The organism is Streptococcus oralis, from assembly GCF_004127215.1.
Classification (GTDB): domain Bacteria; phylum Bacillota; class Bacilli; order Lactobacillales; family Streptococcaceae; genus Streptococcus; species Streptococcus oralis_BD.
This window is the reverse complement of record NZ_QEWJ01000001.1, coordinates 227,157-253,253: the sequence shown is the minus strand read 5'-3', so window position 1 is coordinate 253,253 and position 26,097 is coordinate 227,157. Positions and strand designations below refer to the sequence as shown.

At 41.9% G+C, this 26,097-nt stretch carries 22 protein-coding genes, 1 pseudogene and 1 other annotated feature; all 23 genes and pseudogenes read left to right on the top strand.

Features of this window, described 5'->3' with window-relative positions:
* The first annotated feature begins 30 nt into the window (after window positions 1–30).
* The gene (mutM, locus tag DF216_RS01195) at window positions 31–855 is read left to right on the top strand and encodes a DNA-formamidopyrimidine glycosylase (RefSeq protein ID WP_129325682.1); all 825 of its coding nucleotides are present in this window, start codon (window positions 31–33) and stop codon (window positions 853–855) included.
* Entirely contained in the window at window positions 855–1,460 is a 606-nt protein-coding gene (gene coaE / locus DF216_RS01190) for a dephospho-CoA kinase (RefSeq protein ID WP_129325681.1), read from the top strand. Before mutM ends, coaE begins: the two co-directional genes overlap by 1 nt.
* A pseudogene (locus tag DF216_RS01185) lies at window positions 1,447–2,646 on the top strand (multidrug efflux MFS transporter). The gene coaE and the pseudogene DF216_RS01185 overlap by 14 nt, the downstream one beginning before the upstream one ends.
* A complete protein-coding gene (gene rpmG, locus DF216_RS01180) occupies window positions 2,646–2,795 on the top strand; it encodes a 50S ribosomal protein L33 (protein WP_001809104.1) in 150 nt (49 codons plus the stop codon). Before DF216_RS01185 ends, rpmG begins: the two are co-directional and overlap by 1 nt.
* 39 nt (window positions 2,796–2,834) lie before the next feature.
* Complete coding sequence (gene secG, locus DF216_RS01175; protein WP_007519515.1) at window positions 2,835–3,068, top strand: preprotein translocase subunit SecG; 234 nt, start codon at window positions 2,835–2,837, stop codon at window positions 3,066–3,068.
* Window positions 3,069–3,163: 95 nt separating this feature from the next.
* Entirely contained in the window at window positions 3,164–5,518 is a 2,355-nt protein-coding gene (gene rnr / locus DF216_RS01170; RefSeq protein ID WP_129325680.1) for a ribonuclease R, read from the top strand.
* Complete coding sequence (gene smpB, locus DF216_RS01165) at window positions 5,481–5,948, top strand: SsrA-binding protein SmpB (protein WP_061416701.1); 468 nt, start codon at window positions 5,481–5,483, stop codon at window positions 5,946–5,948. The genes rnr and smpB overlap by 38 nt, the downstream gene beginning before the upstream one ends.
* Window positions 5,949–5,962: 14 nt before the next feature.
* Window positions 5,963–6,823: an SAM-dependent methyltransferase TehB gene (gene tehB, locus DF216_RS01160; protein WP_129325679.1), complete on the top strand. Its 861-nt coding sequence runs from the start codon at window positions 5,963–5,965 to the stop codon at window positions 6,821–6,823.
* A gap of 171 nt (window positions 6,824–6,994) precedes the next feature.
* Window positions 6,995–8,143: a DUF1887 family protein gene (locus DF216_RS01155; protein ID WP_129325862.1), complete on the top strand. Its 1,149-nt coding sequence runs from the start codon at window positions 6,995–6,997 to the stop codon at window positions 8,141–8,143.
* A 74-nt stretch (window positions 8,144–8,217) separates the two neighbouring features.
* Entirely contained in the window at window positions 8,218–9,174 is a 957-nt protein-coding gene (locus tag DF216_RS01150) for a competence protein CoiA (RefSeq protein WP_129325678.1), read from the top strand.
* A gap of 18 nt (window positions 9,175–9,192) precedes the next feature.
* The gene (gene pepF, locus DF216_RS01145) at window positions 9,193–10,995 is read left to right on the top strand and encodes an oligoendopeptidase F (protein WP_129325677.1); all 1,803 of its coding nucleotides are present in this window, start codon (window positions 9,193–9,195) and stop codon (window positions 10,993–10,995) included.
* Between the two features lies 1 nt (window position 10,996).
* Window positions 10,997–11,710, top strand: a complete 714-nt coding sequence (locus DF216_RS01140) for an O-methyltransferase (protein WP_129325676.1) — start codon at window positions 10,997–10,999, stop codon at window positions 11,708–11,710.
* Between the two features lie 48 nt (window positions 11,711–11,758).
* Entirely contained in the window at window positions 11,759–12,334 is a 576-nt protein-coding gene (locus DF216_RS01135) for a recombinase family protein (protein WP_129325675.1), read from the top strand.
* Between the two features lie 352 nt (window positions 12,335–12,686).
* Window positions 12,687–14,273, top strand: a complete 1,587-nt coding sequence (locus DF216_RS01130; protein WP_129325674.1) for an LPXTG cell wall anchor domain-containing protein — start codon at window positions 12,687–12,689, stop codon at window positions 14,271–14,273.
* A 189-nt stretch (window positions 14,274–14,462) separates the two neighbouring features.
* Window positions 14,463–15,410, top strand: coding sequence for a peptidylprolyl isomerase PrsA (prsA, locus tag DF216_RS01125; protein WP_061453507.1), 948 nt, complete (start codon window positions 14,463–14,465; stop codon window positions 15,408–15,410).
* 190 nt (window positions 15,411–15,600) lie between these two features.
* Window positions 15,601–16,824, top strand: a complete 1,224-nt coding sequence (gene ftsW, locus DF216_RS01120; RefSeq protein ID WP_084972253.1) for a cell division peptidoglycan polymerase FtsW — start codon at window positions 15,601–15,603, stop codon at window positions 16,822–16,824.
* 23 nt (window positions 16,825–16,847) lie between these two features.
* Entirely contained in the window at window positions 16,848–19,544 is a 2,697-nt protein-coding gene (gene ppc, locus DF216_RS01115) for a phosphoenolpyruvate carboxylase (RefSeq protein WP_129325673.1), read from the top strand.
* Between the two features lie 96 nt (window positions 19,545–19,640).
* Window positions 19,641–19,857: a binding site (T-box leader), on the top strand.
* Between the two features lie 114 nt (window positions 19,858–19,971).
* Window positions 19,972–20,967, top strand: coding sequence for a tryptophan ABC transporter substrate-binding protein (trpX, locus tag DF216_RS01110; protein WP_129325672.1), 996 nt, complete (start codon window positions 19,972–19,974; stop codon window positions 20,965–20,967).
* A 65-nt stretch (window positions 20,968–21,032) separates the two neighbouring features.
* Entirely contained in the window at window positions 21,033–21,899 is an 867-nt protein-coding gene (locus tag DF216_RS01105) for an ABC transporter permease (RefSeq protein ID WP_129325671.1), read from the top strand.
* The gene (locus DF216_RS01100) at window positions 21,896–22,654 is read left to right on the top strand and encodes an ABC transporter ATP-binding protein (RefSeq protein ID WP_129325670.1); all 759 of its coding nucleotides are present in this window, start codon (window positions 21,896–21,898) and stop codon (window positions 22,652–22,654) included. Before DF216_RS01105 ends, DF216_RS01100 begins: the two co-directional genes overlap by 4 nt.
* Window positions 22,655–22,850: 196 nt before the next feature.
* On the top strand, window positions 22,851–24,611 hold the full coding sequence (gene dnaG, locus DF216_RS01095) for a DNA primase (protein WP_129325669.1): 1,761 nt from the start codon (window positions 22,851–22,853) through the stop codon (window positions 24,609–24,611).
* Between the two features lie 2 nt (window positions 24,612–24,613).
* Window positions 24,614–25,723, top strand: a complete 1,110-nt coding sequence (gene rpoD, locus DF216_RS01090; protein WP_000201893.1) for an RNA polymerase sigma factor RpoD — start codon at window positions 24,614–24,616, stop codon at window positions 25,721–25,723.
* A gap of 13 nt (window positions 25,724–25,736) precedes the next feature.
* On the top strand, window positions 25,737–26,066 hold the full coding sequence (locus DF216_RS01085; RefSeq protein WP_000331930.1) for a metal-sulfur cluster assembly factor: 330 nt from the start codon (window positions 25,737–25,739) through the stop codon (window positions 26,064–26,066).
* The last annotated feature ends 31 nt before the right edge of the window (window positions 26,067–26,097 follow it).

Here is a 26,097-nt window from a genome sequence, read left to right as displayed (position 1 = left end):
CTGCTTCTTGTTTTTACAGAAGGAGGAACCATGCCTGAATTACCTGAGGTTGAAACCGTTCGTCGTGGCTTAGAAAAATTGATTTTGGGAAAGAAAATTTCTAGTATAGAGATTGCTTATCCTAAGATGATCAAGACAGATTTGGACGAGTTTCAAAAGGGAGTGCCTGGTCAGATTGTTGAGTCCATGGGGCGTCGTGGAAAATATCTACTTTTTTACCTGACAGACAAGGTCTTGATTTCCCATCTGCGAATGGAAGGAAAGTATTTTTACTATCCAGACCAGGTACCTGAACGCAAGCATGCCCATGTTTTCATTCGGTTTGAAGATGGGGGCACGCTTGTTTATGAGGATGTACGCAAGTTTGGTACTATGGAACTGCTGGCACCCGACCTATTGGAAGCTTACTTTGTTTCTAAAAAACTAGGACCTGAGCCAAGGGAGCAGGACTTTGATTTGCAGGTCTTTCAAGCTGCCCTAGCCAAATCTAAAAAGCCTATCAAATCCCATCTCCTAGACCAAACCTTGGTCGCTGGTCTTGGAAATATCTATGTGGATGAGGTCCTCTGGCGGGCTCAGGTCCATCCAGCTAGAGCTTCCCAAACTTTGACAGTAGCAGAAGCGACAGCCATTCATGACCAGACCATTGCTGTTTTGGGACAGGCAGTTGAAAAAGGCGGATCAACCATTCGAACCTATACCAATGCCTTTGGGGAAGATGGAACCATGCAGGATTTCCATCAGGTCTATGATAAGACTGGTCAAGCATGTTCATGCTGTGGCACCATCATTGAGAAATTCCAGCTTGGCGGAAGGGGAACTCATTTTTGTCCTCAGTGTCAAAGGAGGGACTGATGGGAAAAATCATTGGAATCACAGGAGGAATTGCTTCGGGTAAATCAACTGTGACAACTTATCTTCGACAGCAAGGCTTTCAAGTGGTAGATGCTGACCGACTTGTCCACCAGCTACAAAGACCTGGTGGGCGTCTATATCAGGTCTTAGTTCAGCATTTTGGACAGGAAATTATCTTAGAAAGTGGAGAACTCAATCGCCCTCTCCTAGCTAGTCTCATCTTTTCAAATCCTGAGGATCAGGAATGGTCTAAGCAAACACAAGGAGAGATAATTCGTGAGGAACTGGCAGCATTGCGAGATCAGTTAGCCCAGACAGAAGCAATTTTTTTCATGGATATTCCCCTGCTTTTTGAACAGGGATATGCCAACTGGTTTGATGAAACGTGGCTGGTCTATGTGGACTATGATATCCAATTAGAACGTTTCATGAAACGGGATCATCTTTCTAAGGAAGTCGCCGAGTCGCGTCTGGCTACCCAGTGGTCTTTAGCAGAAAAGAGAAAATTGGCGAGTCGTATATTAGATAACAATGGCAGTCGTGATCAGCTTGTGAGTCAAGTAGTCAAGTTACTTGAAGGAGGCGATAGCTGTGCAAGAGATTAGTTGGAAAGAGAATCTTCGTGTCGCCTGGTTTGGTAGTTTTCTAACTGGGGCCAGTATATCCTTAGTCGTCCCTTTTATGCCTATCTTTGTGGAGCAGTTGGGAATCGAACAGGATCAGGTTGCTTTCTATGCTGGATTAGCCATCTCAGTTTCAGCTGTTTCCGCAGCTTTGGTTTCTCCCATCTGGGGCATTCTTGCTGACAAGTACGGTCGAAAACCCATGATGATTCGAGCAGGCCTTGCCATGACCATTACTATGGGAGGTTTGGCCTTTGTTCCGAATATCTATTGACTACTCTTTCTGCGCTTGCTTAATGGTGTATTTACTGGATTTGTCCCCAATGCAACAGCCTTGATTGCTAGTCAGGTACCTAAAGATAAGTCGGGAGCAGCTCTGGGAACTCTATCTACAGGTGTTGTTGCAGGAACACTAACGGGTCCCTTTGTTGGAGGTTTTATTGCTGAAATTTTTGGCATTCGTAATGTCTTTTTATTGGTAGGTGCTTTCTTATTTGTAGCTGCAATCTTAACTATTTTCTTTATCAAGGAAGATTTTCAGCCAGTAGCTAAGGAGAAGGCTATCCCAACGAAAGAAGTATTTTCTTCTTTCAAGTATCCTAGGCTTTTAGCGAACCTATTTTTGACGAGCTTTGTCATTCAATTTTCAGCTCAATCAATTGGCCCCATTCTAGCTCTCTATGTGCGGGACTTAGGGCAGAACGAAAATCTCCTCTTCGTCTCAGGCTTGATTGTATCTAGTATGGGATTTTCTAGTATGATGAGCGCTGGAGTGATGGGAAAGCTTGGTGATAAGCTAGGGAATCATCGACTTCTTATTCTGGCTCAGATGTATTCAGTCATCATTTACCTTCTTTGTGCCCATGCGACCAGCCCCCTTCAACTTGGCTTGTACCGTTTTCTCTTTGGTTTGGGAACGGGCGCTCTCATACCGGGTGTCAATGCATTACTTAGTAAGATGACTCCCAAAGTAGGCATTTCAAGGATTTTTGCATTTAACCAAGTCTTTTTCTATCTTGGAGGTGTTGTTGGTCCCATGGCGGGATCCGCAGTTGCAGGCTATTTGGGCTACCATGCTGTCTTTTATGCGACAGCAGCCTGTGTGGCTTTCAGTTGTCTATTTAACGTGGTGCAATTTAGATCGTTATTAAAAGTAAAGGAAATCTAGTGCGAGTAAAAATCAATCTCAAATGCTCCTCTTGTGGCAGCATAAATTATCTAACCAGTAAGAACTCCAAAACCCACCCAGACAAGATTGAAGTTTTAAAGTATTGTCCCAAGGAAAGAAAAGTAACCCTACATCTTGAATCTAAATAGAATTTATGGTAAAATAATAGGGATTTTAAGGAGTTTGATATGTACAACCTATTATTAACCATTTTATTAGTATTATCTGTTGTGATTGTGATTGCGATTTTCATGCAACCAACCAAGAACCAATCCAGCAATGTATTTGATGCCAGCTCAGGTGATTTGTTTGAACGTAGTAAAGCGCGTGGTTTTGAAGCCGTGATGCAACGTTTGACAGGTGTTTTAGTCTTTTTCTGGCTAGCCATTGCCTTAGCACTGACGGTATTATCAAGTAGATAAGAAATGGGCGAGACTAGGTCTTAGCCTATTTTTATTTTGAATAATGTTTACTAAAGTTATCCATCAAAAAAATTATAAAAATCTAGAAAGAAAATATGAAAGATAGAATAAAAGAATATTTGCAAGAGAAGGGGCGAGTGACGGTAAATGACCTGGCTCAGGCTCTCGGAAAGGATGGATCCAAGGATTTTCGTGAGTTGATTAAAACCCTGTCTCTGATGGAAAGAAAGCACCAGATTCGATTTGGAGAAGATGGTAGCTTATGTCTGGACCAAAAGAAGAAACATGAGATTACTCTCAAGGGGATTTTTCATGCCCATAAAAATGGCTTTGGCTTTGTCAGTCTGGAAGGCGAGGAGGACGACCTTTTTGTAGGGAAAAACGATGTCAACTATGCTATTGATGGCGATACTGTTGAGGTTGTCATCAAGAAAGTCGCTGATCGTAACAAGGGAACAGCGGCGGAAGCCAAAATTATCGATATCCTAGAGCATAGTCTGACAACAGTTGTCGGCCAAATCGTTCTAGATCAGGAAAAGCCCAAGTATGCGGGTTACATTCGTTCAAAGAATCAGAAAATCAGCCAACCCATCTATGTTAAGAAACCAGCCCTCAAACTTGATGGAACAGAAGTTCTCAAGGTCTTTATCGATAAATATCCAAGTAAGAAACACGATTTCTTTGTCGCTAGTGTGCTGGACGTGGTAGGGCATTCGACAGATCCAGGTATTGATGTTCTTGAGGTTTTGGAGTCTATGGATATCGTATCCGAGTTTCCAGAGGCTGTCCTTAAAGAAGCAGAAAGTGTGCCTGATGCTCCCACAGAAAAGGATATGGAAGGGCGTCTTGATTTGAGAGATGAGCTTACATTTACCATTGACGGTGCGGATGCCAAGGACTTGGACGACGCGGTGCATATCAAGGCTTTGAAAAATGGCAATATCAAACTCGGAGTTCACATCGCGGATGTTTCCTACTATGTGACCGAGGGTTCTGCCCTTGACAAGGAAGCTCTTAACCGCGCGACGTCTGTCTATGTGACAGACCGAGTGGTTCCAATGCTTCCAGAGCGTTTGTCAAATGGTATCTGCTCTCTCAATCCTCAAGTTGACCGCCTGACCCAGTCTGCCATTATGGAAATTGATAAGCATGGTCATGTAGTCAACTACACTATCACACAAACGGTTATCAAGACAAGTTTTCGTATGACCTATAGCGCTGTCAATGACATTCTGGCTGGCGATGAGGAAAAGAGACAAGAGTTTAAGAGAATTGTTCCTAGTATCGAGTTAATGGCCAAGCTTCATGAAAGGCTAGAAAACATGCGTGAGAAACGTGGTGCCCTTAATTTTGATACCAGTGAAGCTAAGATTTTGGTGGATAAAAAAGGCAAGCCTGTGGATATTGTCCTTCGTCAACGCGGCGTTGCTGAGCGCATGATTGAGTCCTTCATGCTGATTGCCAACGAAACGGTTGCCGAGCACTTCAGCAAGATGGATCTACCTTTTATCTATCGGATTCATGAGGAGCCCAAGGCTGAAAAAGTTCAGAAGTTTATTGATTATGCTTCGAGCTTTGGCTTGCGCATTTATGGGACTGCCAGTGAGATTAGCCAGGAGGCCCTCCAAGACATCATGCGTGCTGTTGAGGGAGAGCCATATGCGGATGTATTATCTATGATGCTTCTCCGTTCTATGCAACAAGCTCGTTATTCGGAGCACAATCACGGCCACTATGGACTTGCTGCGGACTATTACACTCACTTTACCAGTCCGATTCGCCGTTATCCAGACCTACTAGTCCATCGGATGATTCGCGACTATGGACGTTCCAAGGAAATAGCAGAGCATTTTGAGCAAGTGATTCCAGAGATTGCGACCCAGTCTTCCAATCGTGAGCGTCGTGCCATCGAGGCAGAGCGTGAAGTCGAAGCCATGAAAAAGGCTGAGTACATGGAAGAATACGTGGGCGAAGAGTACGATGCGGTTGTATCCAGCATTGTCAAGTTTGGTCTCTTTGTCGAATTACCAAATACAGTCGAAGGTTTGATTCACATTACCAATCTTCCTGAATTTTATCATTTCAACGAGCGTGATTTGACTCTTCGTGGAGAGAAGTCAGGAATAACCTTCCGTGTGGGGCAACAGATTCGCATTCGCGTTGAAAGAGCGGATAAGACGACAGGTGAGATTGACTTCTCTTATATCCCAAGTGAGTTTGATGTCGTTGAAAAAGGCTTGAAACAAGTTGATCGCAAAAAAAGAGGGCGTAGTTCAAGTCGTCGTTCGGATAAGAAGGAAGACAAGAAGAAACAAGGTCGTTTTAATGATAAGCGCAAATCGTCTTCTAAAGACAAAAAGAAAAAGGGTAAGAAACCATTTTACAAAGAAGTAGCTAAGAAAGGAGCCAAGCATGGCAAAGGGCGAGGGAAAGGTCGTCGCACAAAATAAAAAAGCGCACCACGACTATACAATCGTAGATACACTAGAGGCAGGAATAGTCCTGACAGGAACGGAAATCAAGAGTGTACGAGCGGCTAGAATCAATCTCAAGGACGGCTTTGCCCAAGTAAAAAATGGGGAAGTCTGGTTGAGCAATGTTCATATTGCTCCTTACGAAGAAGGCAATATCTGGAATCAGGAGCCAGAACGCCGTCGCAAACTCCTGCTCCATAAGAAGCAAATCCAAAAATTGGAACAAGAAACCAAAGGAACAGGAATGACCCTAGTTCCCCTCAAAGTCTATCTCAAAGATGGCTATGCCAAACTCCTTTTAGGCCTTGCAAAAGGGAAACATGACTATGACAAACGGGAGTCGATCAAGCGACGTGAACAAAATCGTGACATCGCGCGTGTGATGAAAGCTGTGAACCAGCGATAAGAAGAGGAATAATAATGGAAAAACTAATCGCCTATAAACGCATGCCCTTGTGGAATAAACAAACAATGCCCGAAGCTGTCCAGCAGAAGCACAATACCAAAGTGGGTACTTGGGGCAAGATTACAGTTGTAAAAGGAGCACTCAAGTTTATTGAGTTGACAGAGGATGGTGAGGTTCTAGCTGAACACCTTTTCCAAGCAGGGGCCGACAATCCCATGGCGCAACCGCAAGCCTGGCATCGAGTAGAGGCAGCCACAGATGATGTAGAATGGTACTTGGAGTTTTATTGTAGACCCGAGGATTACTTTTCTAAGAAGTACCAGACCAATCCAGTCCATTCAGAGGTCCTAGAGGCTATGCAGACGGTAAAACCTGGAAGAGCCTTGGACTTGGGTTGTGGTCAAGGACGTAATTCCCTCTTTTTAGCCCAGCAAGGTTTTGATGTGACAGCTGTGGATCAAAATGAACTATCTCTTGAAATCTTGCAAAGTATCGTAGAGCAAGAGGATCTAGACATGCCTGTTGGACTTTATGATATCAATTCAGCCAGTATTGGGCAGGCGTATGATTTCATCGTATCGACAGTTGTTCTGATGTTCCTACAAGCGGACCGTATTCCAGCTATCATCCAAAATATGCAGGAGAAAACTACGGTCGGTGGCTACAACCTCATCGTCTGTGCCATGGACACGGAGGATTATCCTTGCTCGGTTAACTTCCCATTCACCTTTAAAGAAGGGGAATTGGCTGACTACTATAAGGAGTGGGAGTTGGTCAAGTACAATGAAAATCCAGGACATCTGCATCGTCGCGATGAAAATGGCAATCGCATTCAACTCCGATTTGCGACCATGCTCGCCAAGAAAATCAAGTAAATCAAATCTTTACAAATGAATAGAAACCACTTTGCAAGGTTTCTGTTCGTTTTTATTTGTGGCGTCAGATCGGGACAAGCCTAATTTTATGCTATACTAGAAGTAGGAAATGCGAGCAGTAGAGCTGTATTGCTCTCGGCGCAAGAAAGTGTAGATGATGGAGGTGGTCCAATGGCGAGTCTTTTGGTGGAATTGTATGATCGGCATGTATTGGAAAAGAATGTCTACCAAGCCTTTGTCAGTGATTGTGACGAGATTCTCTTCCTTTCTTTGACGAAAATAAGCAATAACGATAAACTTTCACTGCGTCACTTTATCACGGACGAAGTCCCCCATATCCAGCGTGTGATCTTTCGTCAGCTGTCTTTAGAACAACTAGCGGACCAGTTAGATTATTGCCTAGCAGGCTATGACAAAATCCTTCTTGATGTTTTTGGCGGAGATTCACTACTAGCCTTATCTCTCTATCAATATGGCTTGGATCGCCACCTCCCCATCGTTGCCATGGATGTCGAGCGGGGCAAACAATACAAGTGGACAGCTAGTCAGTTGGAAAAAGAAGACTTGGACATTCCAACCCTAAGCATACAACAGTTGATAGCCTTACGTGGTGGAAAAATGCTCAAATCCAAACGCCCTATCCACTCAGTTGAGCAAATTGCAGCCATCAAAAAACTAGCTAGCTCTGCCATTTCCAACCCTGCCCACTGGTATCAAGTGACCCAATTTTTCTCTCTAGCTAAGACCAATGACCTGCATGCGGAAACCGAAAAGATACTGGAAAACAACGGCAGGTATTATCACTATCCAGAAACCGTCATCCCCTTACTAGTGGAAGCGGGGATGCTTCGTATTGAAAACGAGGACAAGGAGCGAATAAGCTACAGCTTTCCGAGTCAAGAAGCCCAAGTCTTTTGTCGCAACAAAGGGCATATTTTAGAGTTGTATCTTTATCTCTTGGCGCTTGAATCTCAGCTGTTTGATGAATGCATGATAGGCGCTGAGATTGATTGGAATGGTATCTTTCCAGAGACAGACAATGTTCAAAATGAGATTGATGTCATTCTGAGAAAGGGGCGCTCGATTACCTTTATCTCCTGCAAGATGACAGATTTATCAGTTGAAGCCATCAACGAACTAGAAGTCTATGCCAATCATTTTGCTGGGGAGAGTTGCCTCAAGTTAATTGTTTGTACGGGAAAAATCAATCCAGTTTATGCCAATCGTTGTCAGGAATACGGTGTCCTCGTCATTAGAAGCGAGCAAATTCCCAATCTCATTCTCATGCTGAAAAAATACTCTAAGAGGTTTAAAAGATAAAAAAGCAATATGAAAGACTGGAATTCCGGTCTTTTTTACTTCTTTTTCGAATAGAAAAGAAAAGGAGGTAGTCCATGTTTGTAGCCAGAGATAGCAAGGGAAATTTGGTAAATGCCCTCGAAAAAGAGGTGACCAAGCAGGCTTATACCTGCCCCGCCTGTGGGGGCGGACTGCGATTACGTCAAGGGCAGAGCATGCGAACGCATTTTGCTCATGAATCTTTAAGAGATTGTATGGCTATTTTTGAGAATGAAAGTCCAGAACACTTGGCCAACAAAGAGGCCCTCTATCACTGGGCCAAGAAGGACAATCAGGTTGCCGTAGAATATAGTCTGCCTGCGATTCAGCAGATAGCGGATGTTCTCGTAAATGAGAAACTAGCGCTAGAGGTCCAGTGTAGTCCCTTGTCCCAAAAGCTTTTATGCGATAGAAGTCAAGGCTACCGTAGTCAGGGCTACCAAGTTATCTGGCTACTGGGAGAAAAACTCTGGTTAAAAGAGAGACTGACACAACTGCAAAGGGGATTTCTCTATTTTAGTCAAAATATGGGATTCTATGTATGGGAACTAGATTTCAAAAAGCAAGTTTTGAGACTGAAATATCTTTTGCATCAGGACCTACGGGGTAAGCTTCATTTTCAGGTCAAGGAATTTCCCTTTGGTCAAGGAAACCTCTTGGAAATTCTACGATTTCCTTATCAAAAACAAAAGCTAGCTCGTTTTACAGTTTCTCAAGATTCCACTATCTGTCACTACATTCGCCAACAGTTGTACTACCAAACGCCTTACTGGATGAAAAAACAGGAGGAGGCTTATCAACGAGGAGATAATCTATTAAACCGTCAACTGGACGACTGGTATCCTCAAGTTAGACCAATAGAATCAGAAGATTTTTGTCAAATTAATCAAGATTTAAGTAGCTATTATAAAGAATTTTTCGCTTACTATCAAAAAAATATAAAAAATAATCGCCAAAAGCTCTATCCACCAGCCTTTTATCACTTATATTTTTCAGAAAATGTGATAAAATAGAAAGGATGGAGGAATCTTATGGTATTACAACGACATGAAATAAATGAAAAAGATACATGGGATCTTTCAACAATCTACCCAACAGACCAGGCTTGGGAAGAAGCCTTGAAAGATTTAACTGAAAAAGTACAAATAGCATCTCAGTATGAGGGGCATCTCTTGGATAGCGCAGACAGTTTGCTTGAGATTACAGAATTCTCACTTGACTTGGAACGTCAAGTTGAAAAGCTTTATGTCTATGCACATATGAAAAACGACCAAGATACGCGTGAAGCTAAGTATCAGGAGTACTATGCTAAGGCAATGACTCTATACAGTCAGTTAGAACAGGCCTTTTCATTCTACGAACCAGAGTTTATGGAGATTAGCCAAGAGCAGTATGCAGCCTTCCTAGAAGCTCAACCAAAACTCCAAGTTTACAAACACTTTTTTGACAAGCTCTTGCAAAAGAAGGACCATGTTCTTTCGCAACGTGAGGAAGAATTGCTTGCTGGCGCAGGAGAAATCTTTGGCGCTGCTAGTGAAACCTTTGCCATCTTGGACAATGCTGATATTAGCTTCCCATACGTCCTTGATGATGAAGGCAATGAAGTGCAGCTCTCACACGGTACTTACATTCGCTTAATGGAGTCTAAAAATCGTGAAGTGCGCCGTGGTGCCTATGAAGCCCTCTATGCGACGTACGAGCAGTTCCAGCACACTTACGCGAAGACTTTACAGACAAATGTCAAGGTGCAAAACTACCGAGCAAAAGTTCGCAACTATAAGAGTGCTCGCCATGCAGCCCTTGCAGCCAACTTTGTCCCAGAGAGTGTCTATGACAATCTAGTAGCAGCAGTTCGCAAGCATTTGCCACTCTTGCATCGTTACCTTGAACTCCGCTCTAAAATCTTGGGAATTTCAGATCTCAAGATGTACGATGTCTACACACCACTTTCGTCAGTAGATTATAGCTTTACCTACGAAGAAGCCTTGAAAAAAGCTGAAGAAGCCTTGGCGGTCTTGGGTGACGACTACTTGAGCCGTGTCAAACGTGCCTTTAGCGAGCGTTGGATTGATGTCTATGAAAACCAAGGCAAGCGTTCTGGTGCCTATTCTGGTGGATCTTACGACACAAATGCCTTTATGCTTCTTAACTGGCAGGATAACTTAGATAATCTCTTTACCCTAGTACACGAGACTGGTCACAGTATGCACTCTAGCTATACTCGTGAAACCCAACCATATGTTTACGGAGATTACTCTATCTTCTTGGCAGAGATTGCCTCAACGACCAATGAAAATATCTTGACGGAGAAATTACTGGCAGAAGTAGACGACGATGAAACTCGCTTTGCTATCCTTAATAACTTCTTGGACAGTTTCCGTGGAACAGTCTTCCGTCAAACTCAATTTGCTGAGTTTGAACATGCCATCCACCAAGCAGACCAAAATGGAGAAGTCTTGACCAGTGATTTCCTGAATAAACTCTACGCTGACTTGAACCAAGAGTACTATGGACTCAGCAAAGGAGACAATCCTCAAATCCAATACGAATGGGCACGCATTCCTCACTTCTACTATAACTACTATGTATACCAATATTCGACTGGTTTTGCAGCGGCTTCAGCCTTGGCTGAGAAGATTGTCCATGGTAGTCAGGAAGACCGTGACCGTTATATCGACTACCTCAAGGCAGGTAAGTCTGACTATCCTCTCAATGTTATGAGAAAAGCGGGAGTGGATATGGAGAAGGAAGACTATCTCAACGATGCCTTTGCAGTCTTTGAACGTCGCTTGAACGAGTTTGAAGCTCTTGTTGAAAAATTGGGACTAGCTTAAGATGGTAGAGTCTTATAGTAAAAATGCCAATCACAATATGCGTCGTCCCGTCGTCAAGGAAGAAATCGTTGAACTCATGCGCCAGCGTCAAAAGCAGGTGACTGGTTCTTTGAAAGAATTGGAAACCTTCGCTCGTAAGGAAAATATTCCCATTATTCCTCATGAAACAGTCGCATATTTCCGTTTTCTCATGGAAAGTCTGCAGCCCAAGAACATTTTGGAGATTGGAACGGCAATTGGCTTCTCAGCTCTCCTGATGGCGGAACATGCCCCAAATGCTAAGATTACAACTATTGACCGTAATCCTGAGATGATCGGCTTTGCCAAGGAAAATTTTACCCAGTTTGACAGGCGCAAACAAATCACCCTCCTAGAGGGAGATGCAGTCGATGTCTTGTCAACCTTGACAGAAACTTATGATTTTGTCTTTATGGATTCGGCCAAGTCTAAGTACATCGTCTTTCTACCAGAAATCCTCAAACACTTGGAAGTTGGTGGAGTAGTAGTTTTGGATGATATCTTCCAAGGAGGCGATGTTGCCAAGGATATCATGGAAGTCCGTCGGGGTCAACGCACCATTTACCGTGGTTTGCAAAGACTGTTCGACGCAACTTTGGACAATCCAGATTTAACGGCGACTCTAGTTCCACTTGGAGACGGCATTCTCATGCTACGAAAGAATGTGGAAAATGTAACTTTGCCAGAAATGGAATAAATTAAAAAATAGTACAATCCTCCTGTACCAAGTAATAGGAGGATTTTTATGTCTCAAAACATCATCAATATCGGCTATGCACGCGTTTCAACCCACAAGCAAGATTTGGGCTTAGAGGTGCAAATTGATGCTCTCAAGCATTGTGACCAGCTTTTTATCGAGCGTGAATCTGGTTCCAACAATGTACGTCCAGAACTCGAAAAGGCCTTAAAATTGGCTCAAACGCTTTCAAAAAAAGGAATGCAAGTCACTTTCACCATCTACAAGCTTGATAGGCTCACCCGCTCCATGTTCAAATTGCTAGAACTAATTGAACAATTTAATGCTTCTGATATTCAGCTAGTTAGTTTGCATGAAAAACTGGAAACCGATTCGCTCATTGGTAGGTTACTTTGTATGATTTTAGGATTTGTGGCAGAAAGTGAACTGGAAAATCTGCGATTTCGTACCCGTGAAGGACTTCGGAAAGCCAAGGAAAATGGTGTCAAACTAGGTGCTAAGCGAATATCAAGAGATAAGGAAGAGAGAATTGTTGAGCAGTATTTGGCAGGGGAATCAAGCATCAGAACAATAGCAAAAACAGAACGAATTTCGACCTCAACCATCTATAAAGTCTTGGAATGAAACAAGGTGGCCATCAATCGTAAAAATGTTTCGCAAAATTCTTGCTAAAAACAAGATAAAATGCTACAATGAAGGCGTAAATATGTTTCGATTAACGACCGTTTTGCGAAACATTCAAAATAACAATGTGAATATTTCAGAAAATACGAATTTAACAAGGATTTGAGCCTGTGTTGGATTTGTATTTTTTTGTTTTTTAAGTGTATCGTTTAACGGTCGTTACACGATACACCAAAACCTTTGTCGTTTAAGTGGTTGAGGTGAATTGTTCGAAGCACTAATATCAAAAAATTAGGATTTTTGTAGTATTTACACACATTCAAAAGTAGTCTACATTCCTAAGGAGGAAATTATGAAAACAAATAAAGTGACCAAACTTGGTATTTCTTTGCTCTCTGTTGCAGCTCTTGGTGTTGTTGCTCCAGCTTTGACTGATTCACCTATTTTTGGGTATACTGTCGTAAAAGCTGAAGAACGGCAAGGGCAAATCAAAATCCGCATTAGGTATTTAGATGAGCATAGTAGAGAAATAGCACCTATGTATACTGGGGTCCTAAACCCTGGTGAGTCTGTAAATATCTACAAGGATATTGAAGGACACCAAGTGGTATCAAATTTTTCCTGGATGCCGGGCTATAACTTAACCTATAATATCGCAAGCACATACTTTTACGGTGCTAATGATGGGTATCTGGAAGGATACCTAAGATATAAGAAGTTAGATCCAGCACCAACGCCAGATCCAGCACCAACGCCAGATCCAGCACCAACGCCAACTCCGACTCCGGAACCAGAAGTAAAACCGGAAACTAAACCTTCAGAAACACCAAAACCAGAAGTGAAACCGGAAACTAAGCCTTCAGAAACTCCGAAACCAGAGGTTAAGCAGGAAACTAAGCCTTCAGAAACACCGAAACCAGAAGTAAAACCGGCAACTAAACCTTCAGAAACTCCGAAACCAGAGGTGACACCTGAGACTAAACCATCTGAAACTCCAAAACCAGAAGTGAAACCGGAAACTAAACCTTCTGATACGCCAAAACCAGAAGTAAAACCAGAGACTAAACCATCTGAAACTCCAAAACCAGAAGTAAAACCGAAAACTAAACCTTCAGAGGCTTCAAAACCAGAAGTAAAACCAGAAACTAAACCTTCAGAGACTTCAAAACCAGAAGTTAAACCGGAAACTAAACCTTCTGATACACCAAAACCAGGAGTTAAGCCGGAAACTAAGCCTTCAGAAACTCCAAAACCAGAAGTGAAACCGGAAACTAAACCTTCAGAAACTCCGAAACCAGAGGTTAAGCCGGAAACTAAGCCTTCAGAAACTCCAAAACCAGAAGTGAAACCGGCAACTAAACCTTCAGAAACTCCGAAACCAGAGGTAAAACCGGAAACTAAGCCTTCAGAAACTCCAAAACCAGAAGTAAAACCGGAAACTAAGCCTTCAGAAACTCCAAAACCAGAAGTTAAGCCGGAAACTAAGCCTTCAGAAACTCCGAAACCAGAAGTGAAACCGGAAACGAGACCTTCAGAAACTCCGAAACCAGAGGTAAAACCGGAAACTAAGCCTTCAGAAACTCCGAAACCAGAAGTGAAACCGGAAACTAAGCCTTCAGAAACTCCAAAACCAGAAGTTAAGCCGGAAACTAAGCCTTCAGAAACTCCAAAACCAGAAGTGAAACCGTCAGAAAAGCCTGTTGCTAAACCAGAAACTAACAAACCAACTACCAAACCACAAACTGGTTTAAATAACGCTCCAACAGCTCCTATAAATCCTGTTGGGCAAGATTCAAACACTAAAGCTGACAAACCTGTTTCGAAAACCGAAACTACAGCTTTACCAAACACTGGCGAACAAAATTCAATTCTTGGATTTGCAGGCTTCCTTCTTGCAAGTCTTGGTCTAGCAGGCTTGACTTACAAAGGACGTCACTAAAAAATAATACAAGACAAACAAAGGACTTGAACGATTGTTCAGGTTCTTTTTGGAATGAAAAAAATTGAATCGTTAAAAATTTAAAAGCTACTATTTTTAGTCTTATTTAAGTTATCTGCTATAAAATATGGTATAATGATTGAGTCGGTCTAGAGAAATTTTTGACCGTTTTTAGAAAAAGGAGTAAACATGAAGAAAAAACTATTGGCAGGAGCCATTACTTTATTATCTGTAGCGACTTTGGCTGCTTGTTCAAAAAGTTCTGAAGGGGCTGACCTCATCAGCATGAAGGGTGATGTTATCACCGAACACCAATTTTATGAACAAGCTAAAAACAACCCAACTGCACAACAAGTCTTGCTCAATATGACGATAGAAAAAGTATTTGAAAAGCAATATGGGTCTGAAGTGACTGAACAAGAAGTAGATGACGCTGTTGCCGAAGAGCAGAAGAAATATGGGGACAGTTATCAAAATGTTCTTTCACGTGCAGGAATGACTCCTGAAACTCGTAAAGCTCAAATTCGCACCAGCAAATTAGTTGAATTGGCAGTTAAAAAAGCAGCGGAAAATGAACTGACTGATGAAGCTTACCAAAAAGCTTTCGAAGCTTACACACCCGATGTGACAGCACAAATCATCCGTATGGATAATGAAGACAAGGCAAAAGAAGTGCTCGAAAAAGCAAAAGCTGAAGGAGCTGATTTTGCCCAGTTGGCAAAAGACAACTCAAATGATGACAAGACAAAAGAAAATGGTGGAGAAATCACTTTTGACTCGGCATCTACTGAACTTCCAGAACAAGTCAAGAAGGCTGCCTTTGCCTTGGATGTGAATGGGGTGTCTGATGTGATTAGAGCAACTGGTCCCCAAGCTTATAGTAGCCAATTCTACATCATCAAAGTAACCAAGAAAACAGAAAAATCCTCAAATTTAGATGATTACAAAGAAAAATTAAAAACTGTCATTTTGACACAGAAACAAAACGATGCTTCCTTCGTTCAGAGTGTCATCGGAAAAGAATTCCAAGCAGCAAATATTAAAATAAAAGACCCTGCTTTCCAGAGTATTTTTGCTCAATATATTGGAAGTGGAGACTCAAGCTCAAGTTCAAGCAGTAGCTCATCAGCAGAATAAAAAAGAAAAATACAAACTTTGTCTTGAAGTTTGTATTTTTTTCTAATCAATTTAGTCCAAAGAGCAAAATTCGAAGGATTAAAGGATAAGAGTTTTTTTCTTTCTGAAAAAATGGTATAATAGCAATCAAAACTAGAAAATAAAACGGAATTGGGAACAGATTTCTCTGTTCCTATTAGAGTGGTGACATATGAAAATTAGTAAAAGGCACCTATTGAACTATTCCATTTTGATTCCTTACCTCCTTTTATCGATTTTGGGTCTAATCGTCGTTTACTCAACGACGAGTGCTACCCTGATCCAAGAGGGGAAAAGCGCTCTTCAGTTAGCTCGGAACCAAGGAATGTTTTGGATAATCAGTTTGATTTTGATTGCCTTAATTTATAAACTGAAACTTGGTTTTTTAAGAAATGAACGCTTGATTTTTATCGTTATGTTTGTGGAGATGATTCTCTTGGCTTTGGCGCGGTTAATTGGTACCCCAATCAATGGTGCCTATGGTTGGATTTCTGTAGGGCCAGTGACGATTCAACCCGCAGAGTACCTAAAGATTATTATTATTTGGTACCTAGCCCATCGATTTTCAAAACAACAAGATGAGATAGCGGTCTATGATTTTCAAGTCTTGACCCAAAATCAATGGCTGCCTCGTGCTTTTAATGACTGGCGTTTTGTTTTGTTGATTTTGATAGGTAGTTTGGGAATTTTCCCAGATTTGGGAAATGCGACTATCTTGGTGATGGTATCACTGATTATGTATACAGTCAGTGGGATTGCCTACCGTTGGTTTTCAACTTTCTTAGCTCTTTTGGCAGGTGGTTCGATTCTAGTCTTGTCTGTCATTCGCTTTGTCGGGGTTGAAAAGTTTTCTCAAATTCCAGTGTTTGGCTACGTTGCTAAACGTTTCAGTGCCTTCTTTAATCCTTTTAATGACTTGGCAGGCGCAGGACATCAGCTTGCAAATTCCTACTATGCCATGGTGAATGGTGGCTGGTTTGGACTTGGATTAGGAAATTCCATCGAAAAGCGTGGTTATTTGCCAGAAGCCCACACAGATTTCGTCTTTTCGATCGTTATTGAGGAATTTGGATTTGTAGGAGCGAGTATGATTTTGGCACTCCTCTTCTTCTTGATTTTGAGAATCATCCTAGTCGGTATTCGAGCTAAGGATCCCTTTAACTCTATGGTTGCTATCGGTGTCGGAGGCATGATCCTTGTTCAGGTCTTTGTCAATATTGGTGGGATTTCCGGGTTAATTCCTTCTACAGGGGTAACCTTCCCCTTCCTTTCACAAGGGGGGAATAGTCTCCTGGTCTTATCCGTAGCCATTGCCTTTGTACTAAATATCGATGCCAGTGAAAAACGTGCCAAACTTATCAGAGAATATGAAAGTCAAACTTCTGCTACTCTGTAAAGATTGTATGGAAAGGAAAGTTTATGTCACTTCAAAAATTAGAAAACTATAGCAATAAAGCCGTTGTCCAAGAAGAAGTCTTGATTTTGACGGAGCTATTAGAAGATATCACAAAAAATATACTGGCCCCAGAGACCTTTGATAAAATCATGCAGTTGAAGAACTTGTCTACAAGCGAAGACTATCAAGGACTCAATAAATTGGTGACCAGTCTTTCGAATGAAGAAATGATTTATATTTCTCGCTATTTCTCAATCCTTCCACTCTTGATCAATATCTCTGAAGATGTGGATTTGGCTTACGAGATTAACCATCAAAACAATATCGACCAGGACTATCTAGGAAAATTATCTACAACCATTAAGATGGTGGCTGAAAAAGAAAATGCAGCTGAAATTTTAGAAAAGTTAAATGTCGTTCCTGTCTTAACTGCCCATCCAACGCAAGTACAACGCAAGAGTATGTTAGACTTGACCAACCATATCCATACTCTCTTGCGCAAGTACCGTGATGTCAAACTAGGTTTGATTAATAAAGAAAAATGGCACACGGATCTCCGTCGTTATATTGAAATTATCATGCAAACGGACATGATTCGCGAGAAGAAATTGAAAGTAACCAACGAGATCACCAACGTGATGGAGTACTATCAAAGTTCTTTCTTGAATGCTGTTCCTCGTTTGACAGCTGAGTATAAGAAACTAGCTAAGGAACAAGGAATCGAACTCCAACATCCAAAACCGATTACCATGGGGATGTGGATCGGAGGAGACCGTGATGGAAATCCTTTCGTAACTGCAGAAACCCTCAACAAATCAGCCTTGACCCAGTGTGAAGTCATCATGAATTACTACGATGAGAAGATTTATAACCTCTATCGTGAATTCTCACTTTCAACCAGCATCGTGAATGTCAGCGACAAGGTTCGTGAGATGGCGCTGAAGTCTCAGGACAACTCGATTTATCGTGAAAAAGAACTCTATCGTCGTGCTCTCTTTGATATCCAAGCTAAGATGCAGGCAACCAAGGCTTATTTGATTGAAGACAAGGACCTTCAACCTAGATATGCCACTGCAGATGAATTTTATCAAGATTTGTTGGCCATTTGCGACTCTCTCCTTGAGAACAAAGGAGAATACCTGATTTCAGGAGAATTTGTCGAGTTGATGCAAGCTGTCGAAATTTTTGGTTTCTACCTTGCTTCTATTGATATGCGCCAAGATTCTAGTGTTCACGAAGCCTGTGTGGCAGAATTGCTAGCATCAGCTGGTATTAACGACCATTATAGCGACCTTTCTGAAGACGAAAAATGTACCCTCCTCTTAAAAGAGTTGGAAGAAGATCCTCGTATCCTCTCAGCGACTCATGCTGAAAAGTCAGAACTGCTTGAAAAAGAACTCTCTATCTTTAAAGCTGCGCGCAAGTTGAAGGATAAACTGGGTGAAAATGTCATTCGTCAAACCATCATTTCTCATGCAACTAGCGTGTCTGATATGCTCGAACTAGCCATCATGCTCAAGGAAGTCGGCTTGGTAGATGCTCAAAAAGCCCGCGTTCAGATTGTTCCCCTCTTTGAAACGATCGAGGACTTAGATCACTCAGAAGAGACTATGAGAAGATATTTCTCTCTTCCTTTGGCTAAAAAATGGATTGCTTCAAAAGACAACTACCAAGAAATCATGCTTGGCTATTCTGATAGTAATAAGGACGGTGGATACCTGTCATCATGTTGGACATTATATAAAGCTCAACAACAACTGACTGCTATTGGGGATGAATTTGGCGTTAAAGTTACTTTCTTCCACGGTCGTGGTGGTACCGTTGGTCGTGGTGGTGGCCCTACTTATGAAGCTATCACATCCCAACCACTCAAATCCATCAAGGACCGTATCCGTCTGACTGAGCAAGGAGAAGTGATTGGAAACAAATACGGAAACAAAGATGCTGCCTATTATAACCTTGAAATGTTGGTTTCTGCAGCCATTAACCGTATGATTACCAAGAAGAAGAGTGATACCAATACATCAAATCGTTACGAAGCTATCATGGATCAAGTAGTGGACCGTAGCTACGATATCTACCGTGATTTGGTCTTTGGAAATGAACATTTCTATGACTATTTCTTTGAATCAAGTCCAATCAAGGCTATTTCAAGCTTCAATATCGGTTCGCGTCCAGCAGCTCGTAAGACCATCACTGAAATTGGCGGTTTGCGTGCCATTCCTTGGGTCTTCTCATGGTCACAAAGCCGTGTCATGTTCCCTGGATGGTACGGAGTGGGATCAAGCTTCAAAGAATTTATTGATCAAGATCCAAAGAATATCGAGTTTCTTCGTGATATGTACCAAAACTGGCCTTTCTTCCAATCCCTGCTCTCTAATGTGGACATGGTCTTATCTAAGTCTAATATGAACATTGCTTTTGAATATGCCAAGCTCTGTGAAGATGAAGAAGTGCAGGCTATCTACTACACTATTTTAGATGAATGGCAGTTGACTAAGGACGTTATTTTAGCTATCGAAGGTTATGACGAACTCTTGGCAGAAAACTCTTACCTAAAAGACAGTCTAAACTATCGTATGCCTTACTTTAATATCCTGAACTACATTCAGTTGGAGTTGATCAAACGTCAACGTCGCGGCGAATTGTCAGCTGACGAAGAAAAACTGATCCATACAACTATCAACGGAATTGCAACAGGTTTGCGTAATTCAGGCTGATATTCTACAAACTTCCTCTTTTTTCAAGGGGAAGTTTTTGAATTGTTTAAAAAATTCTAAAAATAAGCTTGACAAGTAGTTGAAAAATGATATAATTTAAACATTCAGAAAGTAATCATTGAAGTTTTTTAGAGAATCTGTGGTTGGTGGAAACAGATAAATGAAAGTGATGAAAATTGGGCTGAATGTTCTTAGGAATTTGAAATCATAAAAATTCGGTGAGCACACCTTACAGTGCAACTCGTGAATGCGAGAAAGAGCGATAGGGATAATCCCTATAATTGAGGTGGCACCGCGCATCGACGTCCTCACACAAGTTTTTTGTGTGAGGACTTTTTTGTTGGAGGAGACTTATGGAATTTAAACGATGGCGTCGCTTGTTTTGAGTGAAAAGAGTATAGTACAAGTGATTTAAAGGAGAAAAAATATGAAAAATAAACGTTTAATTGGAATTATCGCTGGATTAGCAGTATTGGTAGTGGCTAGCTTGATCTATTCTTCAATGAACAAGCCAGTAGCTAAGGAAGAGCAAAAGGTTGCTAAGGTTGGTGTCCTTCAATTTGTTAGTCACCCATCCTTGGACTTGATTTACCAAGGGATTCAAGATGGACTAGCTGAAGAAGGCTATAAGGACGACCAGGTAAAAATCGACTTTATGAACTCTGAAGGCGATCAGAGCAAGGTTGCAACCATGAGTAAACAATTGGTTGCTAATGGAAACGACGTTGTTGTTGGGATTGCGACACCAGCTGCTCAAGGACTTGCTAGTGTTACAAAAGACCTACCTGTTATCATGGCTGCTATTACAGACCCAATCGGTGCTAACTTGGTCAAGGATTTGAAAAAACCAGGTGGCAACATCACAGGGGTGTCAGACCACAACCCTGCTGAACAACAAGTAGAGTTGATAAAAACTCTCACACCAAATGTCAAAACAATCGGCGCTCTCTACTCAAGTAGCGAAGATAACTCAAAAACACAGGTAGAAGAATTCAAGGCTTATGCTGAAAAAGCAGGTTTGACAGTCGAAACATTTGCCGTTCCTTCAACAAATGAAATTGCTTCAACAGTTAATGTCATGACAAGCAAGGTCGATGCAATTTGGGTTCCAATTGACAACACCATTGCATCCGCATTCTCAACAGTTGTTTCAAGTAATCAAACAGCTAAAAAGCCAATCTACCCAAGTGCCACTGCCATGGTAGAAGCAGGTGGATTAGCATCTGTAGTAGTTGACCAACACGATCTTGGAGTGGCTACTGGTAAAATGATTGCCAAAGTTTTGAAAGGTGAAAAACCAGCTGATACGCCAGTTAATGTCTTTTCAACTGGTAAGTCAGTGATTAATAAAAAACTAGCGCAGGAACTTGGTATTACCATTCCTGAGTCTGTTCTAAAAGAAGCAGGACAAGTGATTGAATAAGGATAAAGGGGGAGTTGGAGACATCTCCTCCCATTTTTACTAAAGAAAGAAATGAGTGAAAGATTATGATAGTATCCATTATTTCTCAGGGAATGGTATGGGCGATTTTAGGTTTGGGAATCTTTATGACCTTTCGAATTCTAAATTTTCCTGATATGACAACTGAGGGTTCTTTTCCTCTAGGGGGAGCAGTCGCTGTAACCTTGATAACGCAAGGGGTGAATCCATTTTTAGCGACCTTGGCTGCAGTAGGAGCAGGCTGTCTAGCTGGAATGGCGACAGGTCTCTTATATACCAAAGGAAACATTCCAACTCTCTTATCAGGAATTTTGGTCATGACTTCTTGCCATTCCATCATGCTCATGATTATGGGGCGTGCCAATCTGGGGCTTCTTGGAACCAAGCAAATTCAGGATGTCTTGCCCTTTGATTCGGACCTCAATCAACTCCTGACTGGATTTATTTTTGTTGCCCTTGTTATTGGTCTCATGCTCTTTTTCCTAGATACCAAACTAGGTCAGGCCTACATCGCTACAGGTGATAATCCTGACATGGCTCGTAGTTTTGGAATTCATACTGGTCGTATGGAACTCATGGGTTTGGTTCTTTCAAATGGGATTATCGCGCTTGCGGGTGCTTTGATTGCTCAACAAGAAGGATATGCGGATGTTTCTCGAGGAATTGGAGTGATTGTCGTAGGACTTGCTAGCTTGATTATTGGTGAGGTTTTGTTCAAGAGTTTGACCCTGGCAGAACGACTCATGACCATCGTTGTAGGGTCTATCGCTTATCAGTTCCTCGTTTGGGGAGTGATTGCTCTTGGATTTAACACAAGTTATCTTCGTTTGTACAGCGCCTTAATCTTAGCGGTTTGCCTTATGATTCCAACCTTCAAAAGCAAATACCTGAAAGGAGTCAAGTTTAGCAAATGACAGCAATTGTAGAATTAAAAAATGCTACCAAAGTCATCACGAATGGCTTTGACGAGGAAAAAATCATTCTGAATGATATTTCTCTGGAAATTTTTGAACATGATTTCATTACCATCCTAGGTGGAAATGGAGCTGGAAAGTCAACGCTTTTTAACACTATTGCAGGCACCCTACCTTTAACAAGCGGAAGTATCCGTATCATGGGCGAGGATGTGACTCATTTTTCACCTGAAAAGAGGGCTAAGTATTTGTCTCGCGTCTTTCAGGATCCTAAGATGGGTACGGCTCCCCGTATGACGGTAGCGGAAAATCTCTTGATTGCCAAGTTTCGTGGTGAGAAGAGAGGACTCCTTCCTAGAAGGCTATCAAGCCATAGAGAAGAGTTTCAGGCAACCATTGAAAAAGTGGGAAATGGCCTTGAAAAACATTTGGACACTCCGATTGAGTTTCTATCAGGCGGTCAGCGCCAGGCCTTGAGTCTCTTGATGGCAACCTTAAAGCGACCAGAGTTGCTCCTGTTGGATGAACACACAGCAGCTCTCGACCCAAAGACCAGTGTTGCATTGATGGAGTTAACAGATGAATTTGTCAGCAAAGACCATCTGACAGCCTTAATGATTACCCACCATATGGAGGACGCACTAAAGTATGGAAATCGTCTGATTGTCATGAAGGAAGGTCGTATCATCCAAGACCTCAATAAAGAAGAAAAAGCTAAGATGGAAATCTCAGACTACTATCAATTATTTGAATAGATGAGTTAAATAATCATCAAAAAATAGTGAAGATTAACTTAGAAACATGGAAGTGTTTCTGAGTTTTTTATCTTCCCATTCTATCAAGAAAAATAAGGCAAAGAGAATTACGGAAAGCGTATGAAATGGTTTACTTTTTTTCAGAAATAAGCTATACTAGTTTACGTGAAACTATGATAAGATGGAGGTATTGTGTATGGTTGACAAACAAGTCATTGAAGAAATCAAAAACAATGCCAACATTGTGGAAGTCATAGGTGATGTGATTTCTTTACAGAAGGCTGGACGGAACTATTTAGGGCTCTGTCCTTTTCATGGTGAAAAGACCCCCTCTTTCAACGTTGTGGAAGACAAGCAGTTTTATCACTGTTTTGGATGTGGGCGTTCAGGAGATGTCTTTAAGTTCATCGAAGAATACCAAGGTGTGTCCTTCATGGAAGCCGTTCAACTCTTAGGAGAGCGTGTCGGTATTCAACTAGCTATGCCTGTACAGTCTCGTCCTCAACAGGCTTCACCTCATCAAGCTCTATATGATATGCATGAAGAAGCCGCCCGTTTTTACCATGCCATCCTCATGACGACCAAGATGGGAGAAGAAGCAAGGGCTTATCTCTACAAACGTGGATTGACGGATGATGTTCTGAAGCACTTCCAGATTGGACTAGCTCCAGCAGAGAGAACCTATCTCTACCAACGTTTATCTGACAAGTTTGAGGAAAAGGATTTATTGGATTCGGGCTTGTTTTATCTGTCAGATGGTAATCAATTTTATGATACTTTTTTTGGACGGATCATCTTTCCTTTGACCAATGACAAGGGGCAGGTTATTGCATTTTCAGGTCGTATCTGGCAAGAAACGGATAGTCAGACTGCCAAATATAAAAATAGTCGCTCGACTGCAATTTTTAACAAGAGTTACGAATTGTATCATTTGGACAAGGCAAAAAAGGGAACAGGTAAGATTACAGAGCTCTATCTGATGGAAGGTTTCATGGATGTGATCGCAGCCTACCGTGCTGGTATAGAAAATGCTGTGGCTTCCATGGGAACAGCCTTAAGCAAGGAGCATGTTGACCACCTCAAACGCTTTACCAAAAAGATAGTTCTCAGCTATGATGGTGACAAGGCAGGGCAGGCAGCAACAGCCAAGGCTCTAGAGGAATTAGAAGACTTCTCAGTGGAGGTTGTTCGAGTACCTGATGCCATGGATCCAGATGAGTATTTGCAAAAGAATTCTCCTGAAGATCTGGCCTACCTCTTAACCAAGACACGTATCAGTCCCATAGAGTTCTATATTTACCAACTCAAACCTGAGAATAGTGATAACTTGCAAGCGCAAATTGAGTTCATTGAAAAGATTGCGCCCTTAATCGCCAAAGAAAAGTCAATCACAGCCCAGAATTCTTACATCCACATTCTGGCGGATAACCTACCTTCCTTTGATTACCAGCAGGTGGAACAGATTGTAAATGAAAGTCGGATTGTTCAAAGGCAGGAGAGGGTCAAAGAGCATCCTACGCCAGTAGCGATTAGTTTACCTGTGACGCGGCAACTGACAGCAGTCATGAGAGCAGAGGCTCATCTCCTTTATAGGATGGCTGAAAATCCAGTTGTGTTAAATGACTACCGATTAAGAGAAGATTTTTTCTTTGATACCCCAGAATTTCAGATTCTTTACGAATTATTAAGTGTAGAGGGAGAAATCGGATCAGAGGAACTTTCTCATCAGAGTCCTGAAGTTGAAAATGCTTGGTACCATGTGCTTAGTCTGGATTTGCCAGCTGAGATGTCGCCTCAGGAGCTAGTGGAAGTCGAAGAAACTCGAAACCGTGCCCTCCTCAGCAAGGACAACTTACGAATTAAAAAGAAAGTGCAGGAAGCTAGTCATGTAGGAGATACAGACACAGCCTTGGAAGAATTGCAACGATTGATTTCCCAAAAGAGAAGAATGGAGTAATAATGGCAACAAAACAAAAAGAAGTAACGACATTTGATGTGCAAGTAGCAGACTTTATCCGTAACCACAAAAAAACAGGAACAGCAACAGATGACGAAATCAATTCAAGTCTGGTTATTCCTTTTACCTTAGATGCAGACGGCATTGAAGACCTTTTGCAACGGATTCAGGATGCTGGAATTTCTATCACTGATAACGAAGGGAATCCAAGTGCGCGTGTGCTTAGTACAGAAGAAGAGCCAGAGCTCAGTGATGAGGACTTGATTGGTTCAACTTCTGCTAAGGTTAATGACCCTGTCCGTATGTATTTGAAGGAAATTGGGGTTGTTCCTCTCTTGACCAACGAAGAAGAAAAAGAATTGGCCCTAGCTGTTGAAGCTGGTGATATCGAAGCCAAACAACGTCTTGCAGAAGCCAACCTACGTTTGGTAGTTTCGATTGCTAAGCGCTACGTAGGTCGTGGTATGCAGTTTCTTGACTTGATTCAAGAAGGAAACATGGGCTTGATGAAGGCCGTGGATAAGTTTGACTATTCAAAAGGATTCAAGTTTTCTACTTACGCAACTTGGTGGATTCGTCAGGCGATCACTCGTGCCATCGCTGATCAGGCTCGTACCATTCGTATTCCTGTTCACATGGTGGAAACCATTAACAAGCTTGTCCGTGAACAGCGTAATCTCCTTCAAGAATTGGGCCAAGATCCAACTCCTGAACAAATCGCTGAGCGTATGGATATGACACCTGACAAGGTCCGTGAAATCTTGAAAATCGCCCAAGAACCAGTATCCCTTGAAACACCGATTGGTGAAGAGGACGATAGCCACCTTGGGGACTTTATCGAAGACGAAGTGATTGAAAATCCAGTGGACTACACAACTCGTATCGTTTTGCGTGAACAGTTGGATGAAGTCTTGGATACTCTCACAGACCGTGAAGAAAACGTTCTGCGCCTTCGTTTCGGTTTGGATGATGGGAAAATGCGCACCCTTGAAGATGTTGGCAAAGTTTTTAACGTAACTCGTGAACGTATCCGTCAGATCGAGGCCAAGGCTTTGAGAAAATTGCGTCAACCAAGTCGCAGCAAACCGCTTCGTGATTTTATTGAAGATTAGAGTGAGGATGAATATGGCTTATACAGAAGAGCAAATTGAGACTATCAAAACACGCATTTTAAATGCCTTGGAAGAAGTCATCGACCCTGAGTTGGGGATTGATATTGTCAACCTAGGTTTGATTTATGAAATTCGTTTTGATGGTGAAACTGGCCACACTGAAATTGATATGACCTTGACAACTATGGGCTGCCCATTGGCTGACCTTTTGACAGACCAGATACACGATGCGATGACAGATGTGCCTGAGGTAACTAATACCGAGGTCAAATTGGTCTGGTATCCAGCTTGGACGGTTGAAAAAATGAGCCGATACGCGCGTATCGCCCTAGGAATTAAATAAACAGTAGAAAAATATGAGAGACGATTGGAAA